Below are 18,533 nucleotides of genomic sequence, written 5' to 3'. Positions count from 1 at the left end.
AGACATCCTTCACTCCCGGTCGCATGGCGCGCACCGGCCTCACGCCGGTCGCGGGGTGGTCATTGGACCCCGCAGCATGACAGGCGTCAACGCGAGGGTGCACATTGACCAGCGTTTCCCTAGACTCCCGTCGATCAGGCGTCACGAGGAAACGCGAATGAACCGGTACGGCGGATGCAACGGTCCGGCCCTGCTGCTCGGCCTGCTGGGGGTGCTGCTGGCCCTGCCGGCCGCGGCCGGACAGGCCTTCGTGAACATCGGCACCGGCGGGGTCACCGGAGTGTACTATCCCGCCGGCCAGCACCTGTGCCGGCTGTTCAATGCGGCGCGCGACGAACACGGCATGCGCTGCACCGCCGAAAGCACCGGCGGCTCGGTGTTCAACCTGAACATGATCCGTTCCGGCGACATGGACTTCGGCGTGGCCCAGTCGGACCTGCAGCACCACGCCTACCACGGCAGCGGACGCTTCGAGGCCTTCGGGCCGGCGCGTCACCTGCGGGCGATGTTCAGCCTGCACCCCGAACCGCTGACCCTGGTGGTGCGCCCGGACTCCGGCATCGAGAGCCTGGATGACCTGCGCGGCCAGCGGGTGAACATCGGCAACCCCGGTTCGGGTCAGCGCGCGATGATGGAAGAACTGCTGGACGAACTCGGCTGGGACCATGACACCTTCGCCCGGGTCGCCGAACTGCCTTCGCGCGAACAGGCCCAGGCCCTGTGCGACAACCGGGTGGATGCCTTCGTGTTTTCCGTCGGGCACCCGTCGGCTGCGATCCAGGAACCCATCGCCACCTGCGACGCGCGCCTGGTCTCGCTTCAGGGCGAGGCCATCGACCGCCTGGTGGACGAGACCCCGTACTACATGGCCGCCGAGATCCCCGCCGGGACCTATCCCGGGCAGGACGAAACCATCCGCACCTACGGGGTCGGCGCGACCCTGGTCACCTCGGAGCGCACCAGCAGCGAGGCCGCCTACGCCCTGACCCGCGCGGTGTTCGAGAACTTCGATACCTTCCGCGGCCTGCACCCGGCGTTCGCGGGACTGGAGCGCGAGGCGATGGTCGACGAAGGCCTGTCCGCGCCGCTGCATCCGGGGGCGCGGCGCTATTTCCGCGAGGCAGGATGGATCCATGACTGAGCCCGAACGCACACCCCCGCAATCCGCCGCCCCGCAGGAGATCGAGACCGGCGCCCGCCATCCCGGCACCGCGACGCGCAGCCTGATCTTCGTGGTCGCGGTCGCGTGGTCGCTGTTCCAGCTGTGGATCGCCTCGCCGCTGCCGGATGCGCTGGACTGGTTTACGGTCTCGGACACCGATGCCCGCGCGGTGCATCTCGCCTTCGCGGTGTTCCTCGCCTTCCTGCTGTTCCCGGCGCTGCGCCCGGGCGGCGGGCGCGCGGTGCTGCCCCGCAGCTTCGGTGTGGCCTACGCCCTCGGCGGGCTCGCCCTGCTGGGTCTGGGGGCCTGGCAGTTCATCGGCCTGGAACGTCTGGGCGAGGTCTACGCCGCGCTGGGCGCGGCCCTGCTGCTGGTGGCCTGGCCGCTGCTGCGCGGGCGCGATCCGCTGGACCGGGTCCCGGCGTTCGACTGGCTCTATGCCGCGGTCGCCGCATTCAGCGCGCTGTATCTGTACCTGTTCCACGAGACTCTCGCGGACCGCGCCGGCGCACCCACCGAAGTCGATCTGATCGTCGCGGGGATCGGCCTGATCCTGCTGCTGGAGGCCGCCCGGCGGGTGCTGGGGCCGGCGCTGACCATCATCGCGGCGATCTTCCTGTTCTACACCTTCGCCGGGCCGCTGATGCCCGACCTGATCGCCCACCGCGGCGCCAGCTACCCGCGCGCGATGGCGCAGCAATGGCTGTCCAACGAGGGGGTGTTCGGGATCGCGCTGGGGGTCTCCACCAGCTTCGTGTTCCTGTTCGTGCTGTTCGGCGCGCTGCTGGAACGCGCCGGGGCCGGCGACTACTTCATCCGCGTGGCCTTCGCCCTGCTGGGGCATATGCGCGGTGGCCCGGCCAAGGCCGCGGTGATCGCCTCGGGCATGACCGGACTGGTCTCCGGTTCCTCGATCGCCAATACCGTGACCACCGGCACCTTCACCATACCGCTGATGAAACGCGTCGGCTTCCCCGCGCACAAGGCGGGGGCCATCGAAGTCGCCAGCTCGGTCAACGGCCAGCTGATGCCGCCGGTGATGGGCGCAGCCGCGTTCCTGATGGTGGAGTACGTGGGCATCACCTACGTGGAGGTCCTCAAGCACGCCATCCTGCCGGCCCTGATCGCCTACATCGCGCTGCTCTACATCGTGCACCTGGAGGCCTGCAAGGGTGGCATGGAAGGCCTGCAGCGCGCGGTCGGCGGGACCCTGCGCGGGCGTCTGATCGCCTTCGGCCTGACCCTGAGCAGCCTGATCATCCTCGCCGCCGCGGTGTACTGGGGTCTGGGCTGGATCAAGGACGTGGCGGACGAGCGCGCCGCCTGGATCATCGCCGGACTGCTGTTCGCGGCCTATCTGGTGCTGCTGTGGATCGCCGCGCGCGAGCCGGACCCCGAGCCGCTGGACACCGACCGCCCGCTGCCACGCATCGGCCCCACGGTGCTGGCGGGCATGCATTTCATCCTGCCGCTGGTGGTGCTGGTCTGGGCTCTGGTGGTGGAGCGCCTGTCCCCCGGCCTGGCCGCGTTCTGGGCGGTGGCCTTCATGATCTTCATCGTACTGACCCAGCGGCCGCTGGTGGCCCTGTTCCGCCGCAGCGGCGGCCTGCTGCAGGCCACCTGGGCCGGAATCTGGGAACTGTTCAACGGGTTCGCCACCGGCGCGCGCAACATGATCGGCATCGGCGTGGCCACCGCGGCCGCGGGGATCATCGTCGGCACGGTGGCGATGACCGGACTCGGGCTGGTGCTGACCGACGTGGTCGACACCCTGTCCGGCGGCAACCTGCTGCTGGTCCTGCTGCTGACCGCGCTGATCAGCCTGATCCTCGGCCTGGGCCTGCCGACCACGGCCAACTACATCGTGGTGGCCACGCTGATGGCCCCGATCGTGGTCGAGCTGGGCGCCCAGAACGACGTCCTGATCCCGCTGATCGCGGCCCATCTGTTCGTGTTCTACTTCGGCATCATGGCGGACGTCACCCCGCCGGTGGGTCTGGCCTCGTTCGCCGGCGCGGCCGTCGCGAAGGCGGACCCGGTACGCACCGGGGTACAGGCCTTCGCCTACAGCCTGCGTACCGTGGCCCTGCCGTTCTTCTTCATCTTCAACAGCCAGCTGCTGCTGATTGGCGTGGACAACGTGTTTCAGCTGGCGCTGGTGTTCCTCGGCTCGCTGGCGGGGATCCTGGCGTTCACCGCGGCCACCCAGGGCTGGTTCCTGACCCGCAGCCGCTACTGGGAGTCCGCGCTGCTGCTGGTGGTGGCCTTCACCCTGCTCGCGCCGACCGTGCTGATGGACCGTATCGCCCCGGCCCATGTCAGCGAGGACCCGGCAACCCTGACCGAGGTGGTGGACGCGGCCCCGGACGGGGCCAACCTGCGCCTGCGGGCGACCGGGCTCGACCTCGAAGGGCGCGAGGTCACCCGCACGGTGATGTTCCCGCTGGGCGAGCGGCGCGACGACCCGCTGGAGCGCCTGTCCGAGGCCGGGCTGGACGTGGATCCGGAGGAAAGAACGCGCATCCGCACGGTTGCTTTCGAGAGCCCCGCCGCCCGCGTAGGCTTGGAAGGCGGCTGGGAGATCACCGCGGTGCTGGTGCCCGCGGAGCGTCCCAGTCCCTACTGGTTCTACCTGCCGGCGCTGGCCCTCGGGCTGATGGTCGCGTGGAACCAGCGCCGGCGCGATCCGCCTGCGGGGCCCGGCCCGGCAACGGCGGCGCCAACGCTCCCGGCCTGAACCGCGCGGGTCCGGTCCTGACCGGCCGGACGCCGACCGCACCCGCGCGCCGCCACCCGAACCCGCGGGAGACCGATGTCCGAGACCGCCGACCACAGCCAGGAACTTGCCCGCGCGGTACGCGAGGCCGCTGATGGCGGCCGCCGGCTGTGGATCGCCGGGGGCGGGACCCGGGCGGCGATCGCCCGCCCCGACCCCCTGCCGGGTGACGTCGAGTCCCTCGATGTGACCGCACACCGCGGCATCACCCATCTCGCCCCCAGCGAGCTGGTGGTCAGTGTGCGGGCCGGCACCCCGCTGGCCGAACTGCAGGCCGAGCTGGCGGCGGTGGGCATGATGCTGCCGTTCGAGCCGGGGGATCCCGGGCCGGGCGCCACCGTGGGGGGCATGGTGGCCACCGGACTGTCGGGTCCGCGCCGGCCGTGGACCGCCAGCCTGCGCGACGCCGTACTGGGCACCCGCGTGATCAACGGCTCCGGCGAGATCCTGCGCTTCGGCGGCGAAGTCATGAAGAACGTCGCCGGCTTCGACGTCTCGCGCCTGATGGCCGGCAGCCTGGGCGGTCTCGGGGTCCTGCTGGAGGTCAGCTTCAAGCTCCTGCCGCGCCCCGCTCACGAGCTCACCCTGCAGCGGAACCTGGACGCCGCCGGCTTCATCGACGCCTGTCGCGAGCTCGGTCGTACGGCCCTGCCCCTTTCCGGGCTGGCGTGGAACGACGGCCGCATGTACCTGCGTCTGAGCGGCGGGGAACAGGCGGTCACGGAAGCCGCCGAGCGCCTGGGGGATGCCCCGGCCGCGGATGGCGAAGGCTTCTGGAGCGGTCTGCGCGACCATCGCGCGGAACCCTTCACGCGCGAACCCGCACCCGGCGAGCGCCTGTGGCGCATCGTCGTGCCCCCGGCCACGCCCCTGCCGGAACTGCCCGGCGAGTGGCTGCTGAACTGGGGCGGCGGGGAGCGCTGGCTGCGCAGCGAGGCCGACCCGGCGCGGGTGCGCACGGCGGTGGAGGCCACCGGCGGACACGCCCGCATCTGGCACGGGGACCCGGCCGGTGCGCCGCGCCTGCATCCGCGCGGCACCGCCCTGGAGGGGCTGGAGGCCCGGGTGCGACAGTCCATGGACCCCGAAGGCATGTTCCACAGTCCGCTGCTGCCCGGCTCCCCGGCCCGCGCCACCGGTACCTGAAGCGAGCACTCCCATGGACACCCGTATCCACGAACGCTACGCCGACGACCCGGCCGCCCGCATCGCCGCACAGGCCCTGCGCAACTGCGTCCACTGCGGTTTCTGCAACGCGACCTGCCCCACGTACCAGGAGCTGGGCGACGAGCTGGACGGACCGCGCGGGCGCATCTACCTGATCAAGCAGGTACTGGAACAGGGCGAGGCCGATGCGGCCACCGGGCGCCACCTGGATCGCTGCCTGACCTGCCTCAACTGCATGACCACCTGTCCCTCCGGGGTCAACTACGCGCATCTGGTGGAATTCGGCCGCGAGGCGGTGGAACGCGACGTCCCGCGCGGCTGGCGCGAACGTCTGCTCCGCGCCATGCTCAAGCGCACGCTCCCCGCCGGGTGGCCGTTCCGCCTCGCCCTGGGCGCCGGGCGCCTGGCCCGCCCGCTGCTGCGCGGCGAACTGCGGGCCAAGGTGCCGGCCGCCGTTCCGGCCCCGCCGCGTCCCGGGCGACCCGGCGGCGGGCCGGTGCTGCAGGGCGGGGCCGTACCCTTCGAGCACGGCCGCGTACTGCTGCTGGCCGGCTGCGTGCACGATGCCATCGACGCCCGCATCAACGCGGCGTTCGAGCGCCTGATGGCCGCGCGCGGCATCGCGGTGGAACGGGTCTCCGCCGCGCGCTGCTGCGGCGCGGTGGAACACCACCTGAGTGATGCGGAACGCACCCGCGCCCGCCTGCGCGCCAATCTCGACGCCTGGGCACCGGCACTGGCTCGCGGGGTGGACGCGGTGGTGTCCACCGCCAGCGGCTGCGGCGCGATGCTGCGCGACTATGCCCACCTGCTGGAGGGCGACGACGAATACCAGGAGCGCGCGTGCGAACTCACCGCCCTGGTGCGCGACCCGGCCGAGCTGTTCGACGCCGATACCGTCACCGCGCTGGGGATCGAGGTCACCGACGAGGACCGCCGGATCGCCTGGCACGCCCCCTGCACCCTGCAGCACGGCCAGGGCCTGGCCGGACGCGTGGAGCCGCTGCTGCAGGCCGCGGGCTGCGAGGTCCTGCCGGTCGCCGAGGGCCACCTGTGCTGCGGCTCGGCCGGCACCTATTCCATCACGCAGCCGGCCATGGCGCGGCAGCTGCGCGACCGCAAGCTGGGAAACCTGGAGGCCGCGGCCCCGGCGCGCATCGTGTCGGCCAACATCGGCTGCCTGAGTCACCTGCAGTCGGGCACCGAACGCGGGGTGGAACACTGGCTGAGCCTGCTGGACCGCCACCGCCGGGAAGGGTGACCATGAATCGGCGCGGGGAACTCCCGCCGCGCGGTGGGGGCGCTTGCCCGTACCCCGGGCGGGGCCTACATTCGCGCCATCCGATTTCCCGAGTACAGCAGAAGGTTAAACGATGACCGCTTCTTCCTTTCTTCCGCCGCAACGCACCCTGATGGGGCCCGGCCCCTCCGACGTGAACCCGCGCGTGCTGAGCGCGATGAGTCGCCCGATCATCGGCCACCTGGACCCGGTGTTCGTCGGCATGATGGAAGAGATGAAGGGCCTGCTGCAGTACGCCTTCCAGACCGAAAACGCGCTGACCCTGCCGGTCTCCGCCCCCGGCTCGGCCGGCATGGAGACCTGCTTCGTGAACCTCGTCGAACCGGGGGACAAGGTCATCGTCTGCATCAACGGCGTGTTCGGGACCCGCATGAAGGAGAACGTCGAACGCTGCGGCGGCACCGCCGTGGTGGTGGAAGACGACTGGGGCAACCCGGTCTCCCCGGACAAGGTCGCGGACGCCCTGAAGGGCAATCCGGATGCAAAGGTCCTGGCGTTCGTCCACGCCGAAACCTCCACCGGCGCGCGCTCGGACGTCGAGACCCTGTGCCGGCTGGCCCGTGAGCACGACTGCCTGACCATCGTCGACTCGGTGACCGGCCTCGCCGGGAGCCCGCTGTACGTCGACGACTGGGGCGTGGACGCGATCTATTCCGGCACCCAGAAATGCCTGTCCTGCACCCCCGGCCTGTCGCCGGTCAGCTTCAGCCAGCGCGCGGTGGACCGCATCCAGGCGCGCAGCCACAAGGTGCAGAGCTGGTTCCTCGACCTGAACCTGGTCATGGGCTACTGGGGTGGCGGCAGCAAGCGCGCGTATCACCACACCGCCCCGATCAACGCCCTGTACGCCCTGCACGAGTCACTGGTGATCCTGCAGGAAGAAGGCCTGGAAAACAGCTGGGCGCGGCACTGCCGTCACCACGACGCTCTGCGCGCCGGCCTCGAGGCCATGGGTCTCGAATTCCTGGTGGCCGAGGAACACCGTCTGCCGCAGCTCAACTCCGTCCATGTCCCCGAGGGCGTGGACGAGGCGGCGGTGCGCGGCGAGCTGCTGGAACGCTACGGCCTGGAGATCGGTGCCGGCCTGGGGCCGTACGCCGGCAAGGTGTGGCGCATCGGCCTGATGGGCTATGGCGCGAACGAACGCAACGTGCTGACCTGCCTGTCCGCTCTGGAGGCGGTACTGGCGGATCGTGGCGTGGTGGAACCCGGCCGGGCGATGGCGGCGGCGCGTGCGGCCTATGCCCGCATGGATGCCGCCGGCAGCACCGGCTGAACAAACGACCCGAGGAGGCTTTGATGACCCTGAGCGAACTGCTGAACTACCTGGATCGGCACATGGACACGGAATTCCTGGACGGCGATGCCGCCGGCACCCTGACAAAGGCCCGCAACGGCGAACACAAGGACCCGATCGTGGCCGAAATCCTCACCGCGCTGATGGACGGGGCCGGTGCCGACGGCCCCGACACCACGCTGGAGCGTGCCGAGGCGGTCAAGTCGATCGGCCCGGTGCGCCTGAAGTACATGGCCGACGATGCCCCGGTGGAGGGTTTCCGCCTGGTGGAGAAGACCATCACCACCATCGACGCCGCCTACAACGAGGAGGCCCTCGCCGCCCGCGGCTGACCCGGACCCGCGTCCGTGGTCAGGTGATCCGCCGGAGCATGCCGCGCCGGCGGGACACCCGGGCGAATACCCGCCCGGTGTGGTACCAGTGCAGCAGCCAGGCCTCGCGCCACAGTACCGCCCCCCGGGCAGCATGACGGTCGGGCTCGGCGGGGCACGGCTGCAGGTGCAGCCCCAGCCCGCGCGCAATCGCCAGCGCCCGGGCCAGGTGATAGCGGCTGGTCACCAGCACCGCCGGCGGATCGTCCGAGCCGGCGCTCTCCTCGCGCATCAAATCGCGCGCATGGCGCAGGTTCTCCAGGGTATGCGTGGAGCGGTCCTCGATGCGGATGCGCGCGTTCGCGACGCCCCGTTCACGCAGGAACGCCGCCCCGGCCGCGGCCTCGCTGGGCCCCTGCGCCGAAGTCTGCCCGCCCAGCACCAGCACCCGCGCCTGCGGATGCCGGCGCAGCAGCCGCAGCGCCCGCAGCAGCCGCATGCGGTACCCGGGGGCCGGATGCCCCTCTTCCAGCTGCATCCCCGCCACCAGCACGGTCTCCACCGCCCGCGGCCGGCAGGGTGCATGCGCGGTGCGGCGCACGCCGTGCCACGCCAGCAGCAGGCTGACCCCCAGGGTCGCCAGGATCACGACCTGCGACAGCGCGAACATCGCCAGCCCGTCCGCACCCACGCGCTCCAGGGTTACCCGGCGATGCTGCGCCAATGTGACCTCCATGATCAGGATGAGAATGATCGGCATCCAGGCCTTGCCGAAGGCTGACACAACCCGACGCCGGAGTAACACCTTCGTTTGAAGGGTACCAAGCCCGGGGTCTTACCGGTATCATCGCCCCCGACCAGGGACATCAGGGGGAAGTTATGGGGGCGCAGACGGCATTCGAGCAGGAAGTCGCCCGATTGATCGTGGACAGCCTGAACCTCGAGGAAACGGCGCCGGAAGACATCGAGCCGGAGGCCCCGCTGTTCCGCGAGGGTCTGGGGCTGGATTCCATCGATGCCCTCGAGCTGGCTCTGGCGATCGGTCGCGCGTATGGCGTGCAGATCCGTTCCGATGACGAGGACAACCTGCGGATCTTCGCGTCCCTGCGTGCGCTGAGTGAACATATCGAGGCGAACCGGACGTCCTCGTGACGGCAAGGCTGGCTGCGGCGGTTGCGCTGGCCTACCCGGTTTCGGTGATCGCCGGGCAATGGATCGAGCTGCAGCCGTTGCCGCTGGCCCTGCTGACGCTGCTGGTGTTTCTCGCCGTCGCCTCGTCCCTGCGCCCGCGGGCACGAGTACTGCTGGGCACGGGGCTGCTGGCGGCGCTGGCGCTGTTCGGCCTGACCCCGGCCGGCGAGTGGCTGATCCACGCGGTGCCGGTGCTGGTCCCGGGCCTGATCGCGGCGCTGTTCGCGCGCTCGCTGCGGTCCGGTTCCACGCCACTGATCACGCGGTATGCCCTGGAAATGGGGGCCTCGGACAGTCCCGCGGTCCATCGCTATACCCGGGTGATGACCGCCATCTGGGCCAGCACCTGCGCCCTGCTGGCGGTGGTCTCGGCCGGTCTGTCGGTGTTCGCGCCGGCGACCGTATGGGCGGTCGTGGCCAACGGCCTGAACTATCTTCTGCTGGGAGTCCTGTTCATGCTGGAATATCCGCTGCGTGCCCGTTTCCTGCCGGATGAACCCCGCGAAGGCTTTGTTGCCTATCTGATGCAGCTGGCGCGGGCCGACCATCGACGGATCCTGAGGCAGCCATGAGCGAAGCCGCTCCCCTCGCCTGCCCGCTGCTCGCGGACGCCGACACGCCACTGGCCCGGATCGGCGGACACCCGGTGTCGCGCGCCGCCTGGCTGGCCGACGTCCGCGAGCTGGCCGCCCGCCTGCCCGAGGCGCCGGCGGCCTTCAACCTGTGCGAGGACCGTTACCGGTTCTCGGTCGCCTTCGGCGCCATCCTGCTGCGCGGACAGATGAACCTGCTGCCGCCGGCGCGCGGGCGCACGGTGCTGGGCGAGATCGCCCGTGGCTATCCCGAAGCGGTCGCCCTGGTGGACTCCTGCGAGGAGGACTTCCCCCTGCACACCCTGGCGGTCAGCGCGCGTGGCGACGCCGGGGGCGGGAACGAAGACCGTCCCGCGGACATCCCGATGATCCCCCGGGATCGCACCGCGATCCTCGGTTTTTCATCCGGCTCCACCGGGACACCCACCGCCCATCCGCGACGCTGGGGGGATCTGGTCGCGGTCACCGAGCAGGCGCTGCAGCGCCTGGAGCTGGACCGCGGCCCCGGACATGCCCTGGTCGCCACCGTGCCGCCGCAGCACATGTACGGCCTGGAGTCCACGGTACTCCCGGCCCTGCTGGGCCCCAACACCCTGCTCGCCGAACGTCCGTTCTACCCTGCCGACGTGCACGCGGCGCTGGAGCGCGAGACCCGTCCGGTGCTGATCTCCACGCCTTTCCACCTGGGGACCTGCCTGCGTTCCGGCCAGTCGGCCCCGGCCGCGCCGCGACGCATCCTGTCCGCCACCGCACCGCTGGAAGCCAGCACCGCGAAGGAGCTCGAGGCGCACTTCGGCGCCCCGGTCAACGAGATCTACGGCTGCACCGAGGCCGGTGCCATCGCTTCCCGCCGCACGGTTCACGAAGAGCACTGGACGCCGTACCCGGGGGTACGGGTGCGCGCCGACGGGGATGCCTCCGGTCTGGCCCTCGCGCATGGTCCGCAGCATCGCGAGCCGGTTCCGCTGCCGGACTGCATCGAGGTCGCGGATGACGGCCGCTTCCGCATGACCGGACGCCTGGCGGACATGCTCAATATCGCCGGCAAGCGCGCCTCGCTGGTGGAGCTGAACCGTCATCTGCAAACCCTCCCCGGGGTGCGGGACGGGGTCTTCATCCCGCCCGCGGACAGTTCGGATGCCGACGGGATCACCCGGCTGGCGGCGCTGGTGGTGGCCCCGGAGCTGAGCGAATCCGCGATCCAGGAGCAGCTCGCCGAACGGCTCGACCCGGCGTTTCTTCCGCGCCCGCTGGTACGGGTGGACCGCCTGCCGCGCTCGGCGACCGGCAAGCTGCCGCGCCAGGCCCTGCTGGACCTGCTCGCCTGCCACGGGGAGCCCGTCTGAAATGACCGGCCTGACCAGCCGGCCGCGCCGCATACCGGAGGACCATCCGGCCCTTCCGGGGCATTTCCCCGGCAACCCGGTGGTACCCGGCGTGATGATCCTGGAACAGGTCGCGGCGGCCGCGGAGGAGCTGGGCCTGACCGCTCCCGCGCGTTTTCCGCAGATCAAATTCGTCGCGCCGCTGCCTCCCGAGACCGCGTTCCGGGTGGAGATCGACGAACCCGGGCGCCGCGGGACCCGCGCCTTCCGCTGCATCCGTGACGACGGCTCCGATACGCTGCTGTGCGCGGGGCAGCTGGACCCCGAACCGCCGGCCGACCCGTCATGAGCGGGGACTGGCGCGCTCAGGAAGAACGCGGCAGTCCCCTCGCCCTGCGCATCATCCTGTGGGTCGCGCTGCGCCTGGGACGCCCGGCCGGGCGCCTGCTGCTGTACCCCATTACCGCCTATTTCCTGCTGCTGGCACCGCGCGCACGGCGGCACAGTCGGCAGTATCTGCGGCGGGTGCTGGGGCATCCGCCGCGCGTGCGCGATGTCGCCCGCCACCTGCACAGCTTCGCCGCGGTGATCCTCGACCGGGTGTTCCTGCTCGCCGGGCGCGAGCAGGCCCTGGACATCCGGGTGCATGGCGCCGAGATCTTCCACCAGGCACTGGACTCCGGGGAGGGCGCGATCCTGCTGGGGGCCCATCTGGGCAGTTTCGAGGCCCTGCGGGCCCTGGCCGTGGGCCATCACGACTTCCCCGTCCGGGTCCTGATGGACGCCGACCACAACCAGGTCATCACCCGGCTGCTGGATTCGCTCAACCCCGAGGTCGCGCGCAGTGTGATCCCGCTGGGGCGTACCGACACCCTGATCCGCGCCCGCGAGGCGGTGGAACGCGGCGAAATGGTGGGCATGCTGGGCGATCGGGTGGTGGAAAACGATCGCACGGTGGAGTGCGAATTTCTCGGCGACCGCGCGGTCTTCCCCATGGGGCCGATGCTGCTGGCGACGGTGCTGAAGGTGCCGGTGATCCTGTGTTTCGGACTCTATCGCGGCGGCAACCGCTACGATATCGTCTTCGAACACTTTGCCGACGCGATCGAGGCGCCGCGGGCACAACGCGACGCGGTGCTGCAGGACTGGACCTGCCACTATGCCCGCCGCCTAGAGGCCCATGTGCGGAACGCCCCGTGGAACTGGTTCAACTTCTATGATTTCTGGCATGACGACTGACCACCACCGCACCCGCGGGCCCGCCCGGCTCGCATGGCTGGCCCTGCTGCCCCTGCTGTGGCTGCCGCTGCCGGCCGCCGCGGACACCCTGGATGCGATCCTGGCGGCCCTGAGCCTCGACGCGCCCGCGGAGATGGCCTTTCGCGAAGTCCGCCAGGACCCGATGCTGCAGTCGGAGGACCGCCAGAGCGGCCGCATCGCCTTCGAGCCCCCGGATACCCTGATCCGCGAGACCGACGGCCGCCGCGGCGAGCACGTGCGCATCGAGGGCCGCGAGCTGACCCTGACCCGCGGCGATTCGGTGCGCGAGATCCGTCTGGACGAACAACCCGGGCTGGAGGCCTTCGCCGGGCTGTTCCGCAGCCTGCTGCAGGGCGACCGCGAGGCCCTGGAAGCGGGCTTCGAGGTCGAACTGGACGGCGATCTCGACGCCTGGGAACTGGAGCTGCGCCCGCGCGACCGCGCGCTGCGCCGGGCGATCATCGAGATCACCATCCGCGGCCGCGAAGGCGAGATCCGGCGCATGGACACCTGGGAATCCGGCAACCGCACCAGCCGCATGCATTTCGAAGCACCGGCATCCGGCGACCCCTCCAGCGAACGCGACTGACCACGCATGTCGTCCCTCCCCTCGCGTGCCGCGGTCACGCTGTGGCTGGCCGGTCTGCTGATCGCGGCCCTGGTCCTGGCCCTGCGCGGCGAGATGGCCACCGATCTCGGACGCTTCATGCCCGACCCCGGCGCCGAGGCCGGACTGCCGCTGGACGTCGACGCCGGGCCGGGCGCCCGCCAGCTGCTGCTGGCCATCGAGGGCGGCGATGCCGCACGGCGCGCCGCGGCCTCCGACGGACTCGCCGAGGCCCTGCGCGGGGATCCGGCGGTCGCCGGCGTGCATAACGGACGCGGCGATTTCGACCCCGAGGCGCTGGAGGCGATCCTCGACCTGCGCTATCTGCTGAGCCCGGCCGTCACGCCCGAGCGCTTCTCCCGGGAACACCTGGACAGCGCGTTCGCCGAGCGCCGCGACGACCTCTCCAGCGCGGTGCCGGCGATGCCGCGCGAGCTGATCCCGCGCGACCCCACCGGCGAACTGCTGGAACTGGGCGATCGCCTGCGCGACCCGTTCGGCGACGCGACCCGCGGGCAGCACGGCGTATGGACCGACCCGGCCGGCGAGCGGGCCCTGCTGGTCGTGCGCATCGCGCCGGCGGCCGAAGGCCTGGAGGAGCAGACCGGGCTGCTGCAGCGCGTCGAACAGGAATTCGCGGCCCTGGAGGAGGCCGACCTGCGCCTGCTGCAGGCCGGGCCGCCCGCGATCGCGGTGGAATCGCGCGAGCGCATCCGCGCCGAGGTCACCGCCTTCAGCCTGGCCGCCTCGCTGGCGCTGGCGGTGCTGCTGCTGGTGGTTTTCCGCCACCCCCATCCGGTGTGGCTGGCGGCGATCCCGCTGGGCAGCGGGATCCTCGCCGGGGCGGCCATGGTCACGCTGGTCTTCGGCCATCTGCACGGGATCGCGCTGGCCTTCGGCATCACCGTGCTGGGGGTCGCGCTGGACTACCCCCTGCATCTGTTCGCGCACACCGGCCGCCGGGGGGCCGCAAGGGTCGCCGGCGAACTGTGGCCCGCACTGGTGCTGGGTGCCGGCTCCACCGCACTGGTCTACGCGCTGATGGCCGCGACCTCGTTCCCCGGCATGGCCCAGCTGGGCCTGTTCGTACTGACCGGTATCCTGGTCGCCGCCGCGGTCACCCGCTGGGTCCTGCCGGCGCTGCTGCCACGCGGCGCACGCGAACGGGGCCTGCCGGAACCGCGACTGCCCCTGCCCTCGCTGCGGCCACGCGGACAGCGAGCGGGTCTCGGTCTGCTGCTGGTGGCGGTGCTCGCGGCGCTGGCCGTGCTTTTGAGCCGCGACCCCTTCCCGTGGAACGACCAGCTGACCGCGCTGAACCCGGTCCCCGAGGAGGCCATCGCCCTGGATCGCGAACTGCGCGACGCCCTCGGCCTGCCGGACGTGCGCCATCTGGTGCTGATCCGGGGAAAATCCGCCGACGCCGTGCTGCAGGCCGCGCACGCGCTGGACGAACCGCTGGAGGCGCTGCGCGACGCGGGGGCGATCACCGGTTTCGACCATCCCGCGCAGATACTCCCGGATACCGCGACCCAGCGCGAACGCCAGGCGGCCCTGCCCGAGCGCGACACCCTGGCCGAACACGTGGAACGGGCGGTGCGGGACCACGGCTTTCAGGCCGAGGCCTTCACGCCGTTTCTCGATGACGTGGAACGCAGTCGCGAGATGGACCCGGTGACCCCCGCCAGCCTGCCCGACGGGCCGCTGCGCCAGGCGCTGGAACCGCTGCTGCTGGCCCCGGGCGAACATTCGGCGGCGGGCCATGAACGGGCCTGGATCGGACAGGTGCTGCTGCGCGGTCTGAGCGACGCCGACGCCGTCAGCGGGCATATCGACCGCCACAATGCGGCCACCGGTATCCAGGTCGAACTGGTCGACCTGCGCGCCACCACCGAGGCCATGGTCGCGGATTTTCGCACGGCGGCCCTGACCCGCCTGGCCCTGGCCGCGCTGGCGGTCACCGCCCTGCTGTGGCTGCTGACGCGCGACCCCGGGCGCAGCCTGCGGATCGTGACCGCGGTCGCCGCCGGGCTGCTGCTGACCACCGCCAGCCTGCTGCTGCTCGGGATCGAGCTGACCCTGTTCCACCTGATTGCATTGATGCTGGTGATCGGGCTGGGGCTGGACTACGCAGTATTCCTCGGCCGCCCGGGCGCCATGGAACCGGACGAGGCCCGGCGCACCCGCCGCTCGGTGACCCTGTGCGCCCTGTCCACCGGTCTGGTGTTCGCCCTGCTGGCCCTGTCCAGCCTGCCGGTGCTGCGTGCCCTGGGTCTCACCGTGGCCCTGGGCGTGGTATTTTCCTACGTGGCGGCCCTGTTGCTGGCCCGTCCCGTGAACCCGCCCCCGACGTCCGCGGCCTCCGGCTCCGGACCGGGGTTATTGCGCTCGAGGATCAAACCGTCTCCATGAATGCCCTGGCCATTACCGCCCACACCCAGACCAGCGCCGCCGGCACCGGCAACGCCGCGGGCGCGGCCGCGCTGCGCGCGGGCCGCAGTGGCCTGCGGCGCTGCGACCTGCCCGACGTGGATCTGGAGACCTTCATCGGCCGCGTCCAGGGCCTGGAAGATCACCCGCTGGAGGGCGAGCTGGCGCCGTTCGACTGCCGCAACAACCGCCTGGCCGAACTCGCCCTGCAGCAGGACGGCTTCCTCGACGCGGTCGCCGGCGCGGTGCGGCGCCACGGCGCCGACCGGGTCGCAGTGCTGCTGGGCACCAGCACCTCGGGGATCGCGGCCACCGAGGAGGCCTATCGCCGGCGCGATCCGGAGACCGGCGCCCTGCCCCCCGACTACGACTACCGCCACACCCAGAACATGTATTCGCTGGCGGACTACGTGGCCACGCGCCTGTGCCTCAGCGGGCCGGCGATGGTGGTCTCGACCGCCTGCTCCTCCAGCGCCAAGGTGTTCGCCGATGCCTGGCGTCATCTGCAGGCGGGGGTCTGCGACGCGGCCATCGTCGGCGGGGTCGACTCGCTGTGCGGGATGACCCTGTACGGCTTCAACGCCCTGCAGCTGGTGGCGCCCGAGCCCTGCACCCCGCTGGACCGGCAAAGGCGCGGGATCTCCATCGGCGAGGCGGCGGGCTTCTTCCTGCTGGAACGCGCGGAGGATGCCCCGGCGGACGCCCCGCGCCTGACCGGCCACGGCGAATCCAGCGACGCCCACCACATGTCCGCACCCCACCCGGAGGGCGCGGGCGCGGCGCGGGCCATGCGCGAGGCCCTGCAGCGCGCCGGATGTGCGGGCACCGACGTGGACTACGTACTGATGCACGCCACCGCGACCCCCGCCAACGACCGCTCGGAGGCCCGCGCGCTGGCCGATGTCCTCGGCCCGCGGGCGCGCTGTGCCGGTACCAAGGGCCTGACCGGACACACCCTGGGCGCGGCCGGCGCGGTGGGCGCGGCCCAGGCCCTGGCCAGTCTGGGCGGCGGCTTCGTGCCCGGCACCGCCGGACTGACCGACCCGGACCCCGAGCTGGACCTGGATGCGCGCGCGGCCAGCGAGGCACGCCCGGTGCGCCGGGTGATGCTCAACGCCTTCGGTTTCGGGGGCAACAACTGCTCACTGCTGCTGGAGGCCCCGTGCTGAATCCCGTCGGCATCCACGCGATCGGGCTGATCGGACCGGGGCTGACGGATTTCCCCTCGGCACGCGAGATCCTCGCCGGGCGCGAGGAGCACCTGTACGCCCCCGTGCAGATCCCGCCCACCAGCCTGCTGCCCGCCAACGAGCGTCGGCGTACCACGCAGACCATCCGCCTGGCCCTGCATGCGGCCGAGGAGGCCAGCGAGGGCGGCGACCGCGCGTCCATGCGCAGCGTGTTCGCCTCCTCCAGTGGCGACATGGACATCATCGACCGCATCTGCGAGACCCTGACCCAGCCGGACCCGGCGGTCTCGCCCATGCAGTTCCACAACTCGGTGCACAACGCCCCGGCCGGCAACTGGTCCATCGCCACCCGCAACCCGGCCCCGGCCACCGCCCTGTCCGGCTTTACCGGCACGGTGGCCGCCGGGCTGCTGGAGGCGGTGACCCTGCAGCTGGCCGAGGGGGGCGAGGTCCTGCTGGTCTGTTATGACGTGCCGTCGATGGAGCTGTTCCGCGAGGTCCGCCCGGTGCACGAGAATTTCGCCTTCGGCCTGCGCCTGGGGCCGGTCGCGGGGGCGCAGTGGCAGCTGCGCCTGGACCCCGCGGCGATCGGCCCCGAGACCCCCTGCCGGGCGCCGGCGCTGGAAGCGCTGCGCGCCACCAATCCCGCGGCCCGGGCCCTGTCCCTGCTGGAACGGCTGGCCGGCGCCCACCACGACGCAGTGGTCCTGGAAGCCCCCGCCGGGCGGGTACTCGGGCTGCACGTGGAGGAAACCACGCCATGATCCTGGACGCCGCCGCCATCCGCGAGCGCCTGCCGCATGCCGGCGCGATGAGCCTGCTGGACGAGGTGGTCGCCCATGATGCCGACGCCATCCACTGCCGCGCCCGATCGCACCGCGATCCGGACAATCCGCTGCGTGGTACGGGCGGGCTGCACGCCCTGGCGGCACTGGAATACGGCGCCCAGGCGATGGCCGTGCACGGCAGCCTGGGTGCGTCGGACGGCGCACCACCCCGAGCGGGCTATCTCGCCGCGGTGCGCGACCTGCAGATCCACGCACGGCGCCTGGACACCCTGGACGCACCGCTGGAGATTCATGCCCGCCAGGTGATGGCCGACGCCCGCAGTTCGATCTACGATCTCGCCGTGGAGGCCGCCGGCGAACCGCTGCTGGCCGCCCGCGCGACGGTCATCCTGGAACCCGGAGAAACCCCATGACGCGACGCGCACTCGTCACCGGCGGCAGCGGCGCCATCGGCGCGGCCATCGCCCGGGATCTCGCCGCCGCCGGCTGCGAGGTCTTCGTCCATGCCAACCGCAACACCGAGGCCGCCTCGAACGTCGTCGAAGAAATCCGCGCCGACGGCGGCCGCGCCGAGGTGCTGGGCTTCGACATCACCGACGCCGACGCCACCCGCGCGGCGCTGGAAGCCGAGATCGCCCGCGGCCCGTTCCAGATCCTGGTGCACAACGCCGGGGTCCACGACGATGCCCCGCTGGCGGGCATGACGCCGGAACAGTGGCGCCGGCCACTGGAGGTCTCGCTGCACGGCTTCTACAACGTGGTGCAGCCGGCGCTGCTGCCGATGATCACCACCCGCTGGGGCCGGGTCATCGCGGTCACCTCGGTGGCCGGAGTCACCGGGAACCGCGGCCAGGCCAACTACGCCGCGGCCAAGGCCGGCCTGCATGGGGCGATCAAGTCGCTCGCCCAGGAGGTCGCCAGCCGCGGCATCACCGCCAATGCGGTCGCGCCCGGGATCATCGAGAGCCCGATGAGCGAATCCGCATTCGATGCCGACACCATCCGCCGCATGGTACCCATGCGCCGCGCCGGCGAGCCCGCCGAGGTCGCCGGGCTGGTGGGCTATCTCGCCTCCGAGGCCGCCGACTACGTGTCCGGGCAGGTCATCGGCATCAACGGCGCCCTGGCCTGATGCC

Annotated in this window: 18 protein-coding genes; 17 read left to right on the top strand and 1 reads right to left on the bottom strand. The window is 71.6% G+C overall.

The window, feature by feature from the left end; genetic code table 11:
• Positions 1 to 157: 157 nt before the first annotated feature.
• The 6 genes from F790_RS0106525 to F790_RS0106500 all read left to right on the top strand — a co-directional run bounded on the left by F790_RS0106525 (position 158) and on the right by F790_RS0106500 (position 8,034).
• On the top strand, positions 158 to 1,141 hold the full coding sequence (locus F790_RS0106525; RefSeq protein WP_019591155.1) for a TAXI family TRAP transporter solute-binding subunit: 984 nt from the start codon (positions 158 to 160) through the stop codon (positions 1,139 to 1,141).
• Complete coding sequence (locus F790_RS0106520) at positions 1,134 to 3,899, top strand: TRAP transporter permease (protein WP_019591154.1); 2,766 nt, start codon at positions 1,134 to 1,136, stop codon at positions 3,897 to 3,899. The genes F790_RS0106525 and F790_RS0106520 overlap by 8 nt, the downstream gene beginning before the upstream one ends.
• A gap of 75 nt (positions 3,900 to 3,974) precedes the next feature.
• Positions 3,975 to 5,084, top strand: a complete 1,110-nt coding sequence (gene glcE, locus F790_RS0106515) for a glycolate oxidase subunit GlcE (protein WP_019591153.1) — start codon at positions 3,975 to 3,977, stop codon at positions 5,082 to 5,084.
• Positions 5,085 to 5,097: 13 nt separating this feature from the next.
• Positions 5,098 to 6,366: a glycolate oxidase subunit GlcF gene (gene glcF, locus F790_RS0106510; RefSeq protein WP_019591152.1), complete on the top strand. Its 1,269-nt coding sequence runs from the start codon at positions 5,098 to 5,100 to the stop codon at positions 6,364 to 6,366.
• Between the two features lie 112 nt (positions 6,367 to 6,478).
• Positions 6,479 to 7,681: an alanine--glyoxylate aminotransferase family protein gene (locus F790_RS0106505; RefSeq protein ID WP_019591151.1), complete on the top strand. Its 1,203-nt coding sequence runs from the start codon at positions 6,479 to 6,481 to the stop codon at positions 7,679 to 7,681.
• Positions 7,682 to 7,704: 23 nt separating this feature from the next.
• Positions 7,705 to 8,034, top strand: coding sequence for a hypothetical protein (locus F790_RS0106500; RefSeq protein WP_019569695.1), 330 nt, complete (start codon positions 7,705 to 7,707; stop codon positions 8,032 to 8,034).
• A gap of 19 nt (positions 8,035 to 8,053) precedes the next feature.
• Here the strand turns inward: F790_RS0106500 and F790_RS0106495 are convergent, their stop codons facing one another.
• Entirely contained in the window at positions 8,054 to 8,773 is a 720-nt protein-coding gene (locus tag F790_RS0106495; protein WP_051075372.1) for a YdcF family protein, read from the bottom strand.
• A 119-nt stretch (positions 8,774 to 8,892) separates the two neighbouring features.
• On the opposite strand from F790_RS0106495, the gene F790_RS0106490 reads away from it, so the two are divergent.
• The 11 genes from F790_RS0106490 to fabG are packed head-to-tail and all read left to right on the top strand — an operon-like array spanning position 8,893 to position 18,529.
• Complete coding sequence (locus F790_RS0106490; RefSeq protein WP_018870250.1) at positions 8,893 to 9,165, top strand: phosphopantetheine-binding protein; 273 nt, start codon at positions 8,893 to 8,895, stop codon at positions 9,163 to 9,165.
• On the top strand, positions 9,162 to 9,776 hold the full coding sequence (locus tag F790_RS0106485; RefSeq protein WP_019021848.1) for a hypothetical protein: 615 nt from the start codon (positions 9,162 to 9,164) through the stop codon (positions 9,774 to 9,776). The genes F790_RS0106490 and F790_RS0106485 overlap by 4 nt, the downstream gene beginning before the upstream one ends.
• A complete protein-coding gene (locus F790_RS0106480) occupies positions 9,773 to 11,143 on the top strand; it encodes an AMP-binding protein (RefSeq protein ID WP_019021847.1) in 1,371 nt (456 codons plus the stop codon). Before F790_RS0106485 ends, F790_RS0106480 begins: the two co-directional genes overlap by 4 nt.
• Before the next feature lies 1 nt (position 11,144).
• A complete protein-coding gene (locus F790_RS0106475; RefSeq protein ID WP_019021846.1) occupies positions 11,145 to 11,471 on the top strand; it encodes a hypothetical protein in 327 nt (108 codons plus the stop codon).
• Positions 11,468 to 12,361, top strand: coding sequence for a hypothetical protein (locus F790_RS0106470; RefSeq protein WP_019591150.1), 894 nt, complete (start codon positions 11,468 to 11,470; stop codon positions 12,359 to 12,361). Before F790_RS0106475 ends, F790_RS0106470 begins: the two co-directional genes overlap by 4 nt.
• Positions 12,351 to 12,971, top strand: a complete 621-nt coding sequence (locus F790_RS0106465; RefSeq protein WP_018870255.1) for a LolA-related protein — start codon at positions 12,351 to 12,353, stop codon at positions 12,969 to 12,971. Before F790_RS0106470 ends, F790_RS0106465 begins: the two co-directional genes overlap by 11 nt.
• A gap of 6 nt (positions 12,972 to 12,977) precedes the next feature.
• The gene (locus F790_RS0106460; RefSeq protein ID WP_019591149.1) at positions 12,978 to 15,401 is read left to right on the top strand and encodes an MMPL family transporter; all 2,424 of its coding nucleotides are present in this window, start codon (positions 12,978 to 12,980) and stop codon (positions 15,399 to 15,401) included.
• Complete coding sequence (locus F790_RS0106455; RefSeq protein ID WP_019021842.1) at positions 15,398 to 16,588, top strand: beta-ketoacyl-ACP synthase; 1,191 nt, start codon at positions 15,398 to 15,400, stop codon at positions 16,586 to 16,588. The genes F790_RS0106460 and F790_RS0106455 overlap by 4 nt, the downstream gene beginning before the upstream one ends.
• Positions 16,585 to 17,373 carry a beta-ketoacyl synthase chain length factor gene (locus F790_RS0106450; RefSeq protein WP_038036600.1) on the top strand — a complete coding sequence of 263 codons (789 nt, stop codon included), beginning with the start codon at positions 16,585 to 16,587 and terminating at the stop codon, positions 17,371 to 17,373. Before F790_RS0106455 ends, F790_RS0106450 begins: the two co-directional genes overlap by 4 nt.
• Complete coding sequence (locus F790_RS0106445) at positions 17,370 to 17,810, top strand: hypothetical protein (RefSeq protein ID WP_019591147.1); 441 nt, start codon at positions 17,370 to 17,372, stop codon at positions 17,808 to 17,810. The genes F790_RS0106450 and F790_RS0106445 overlap by 4 nt, the downstream gene beginning before the upstream one ends.
• Positions 17,807 to 18,529 (top strand): 3-oxoacyl-ACP reductase FabG, encoded by a 723-nt coding sequence (gene fabG, locus F790_RS0106440; protein ID WP_019591146.1) that lies wholly within the window; start codon positions 17,807 to 17,809, stop codon positions 18,527 to 18,529. Before F790_RS0106445 ends, fabG begins: the two co-directional genes overlap by 4 nt.
• The last annotated feature ends 4 nt before the right edge of the window (positions 18,530 to 18,533 follow it).

Source organism: Thioalkalivibrio sp. ALE20 (assembly GCF_000381405.1).
Classification (GTDB): Bacteria; Pseudomonadota; Gammaproteobacteria; order Ectothiorhodospirales; family Ectothiorhodospiraceae; genus Thioalkalivibrio.
Note: the sequence above shows the minus strand (reverse complement) of the source record. Positions and strands in the feature narration are given on the sequence as shown.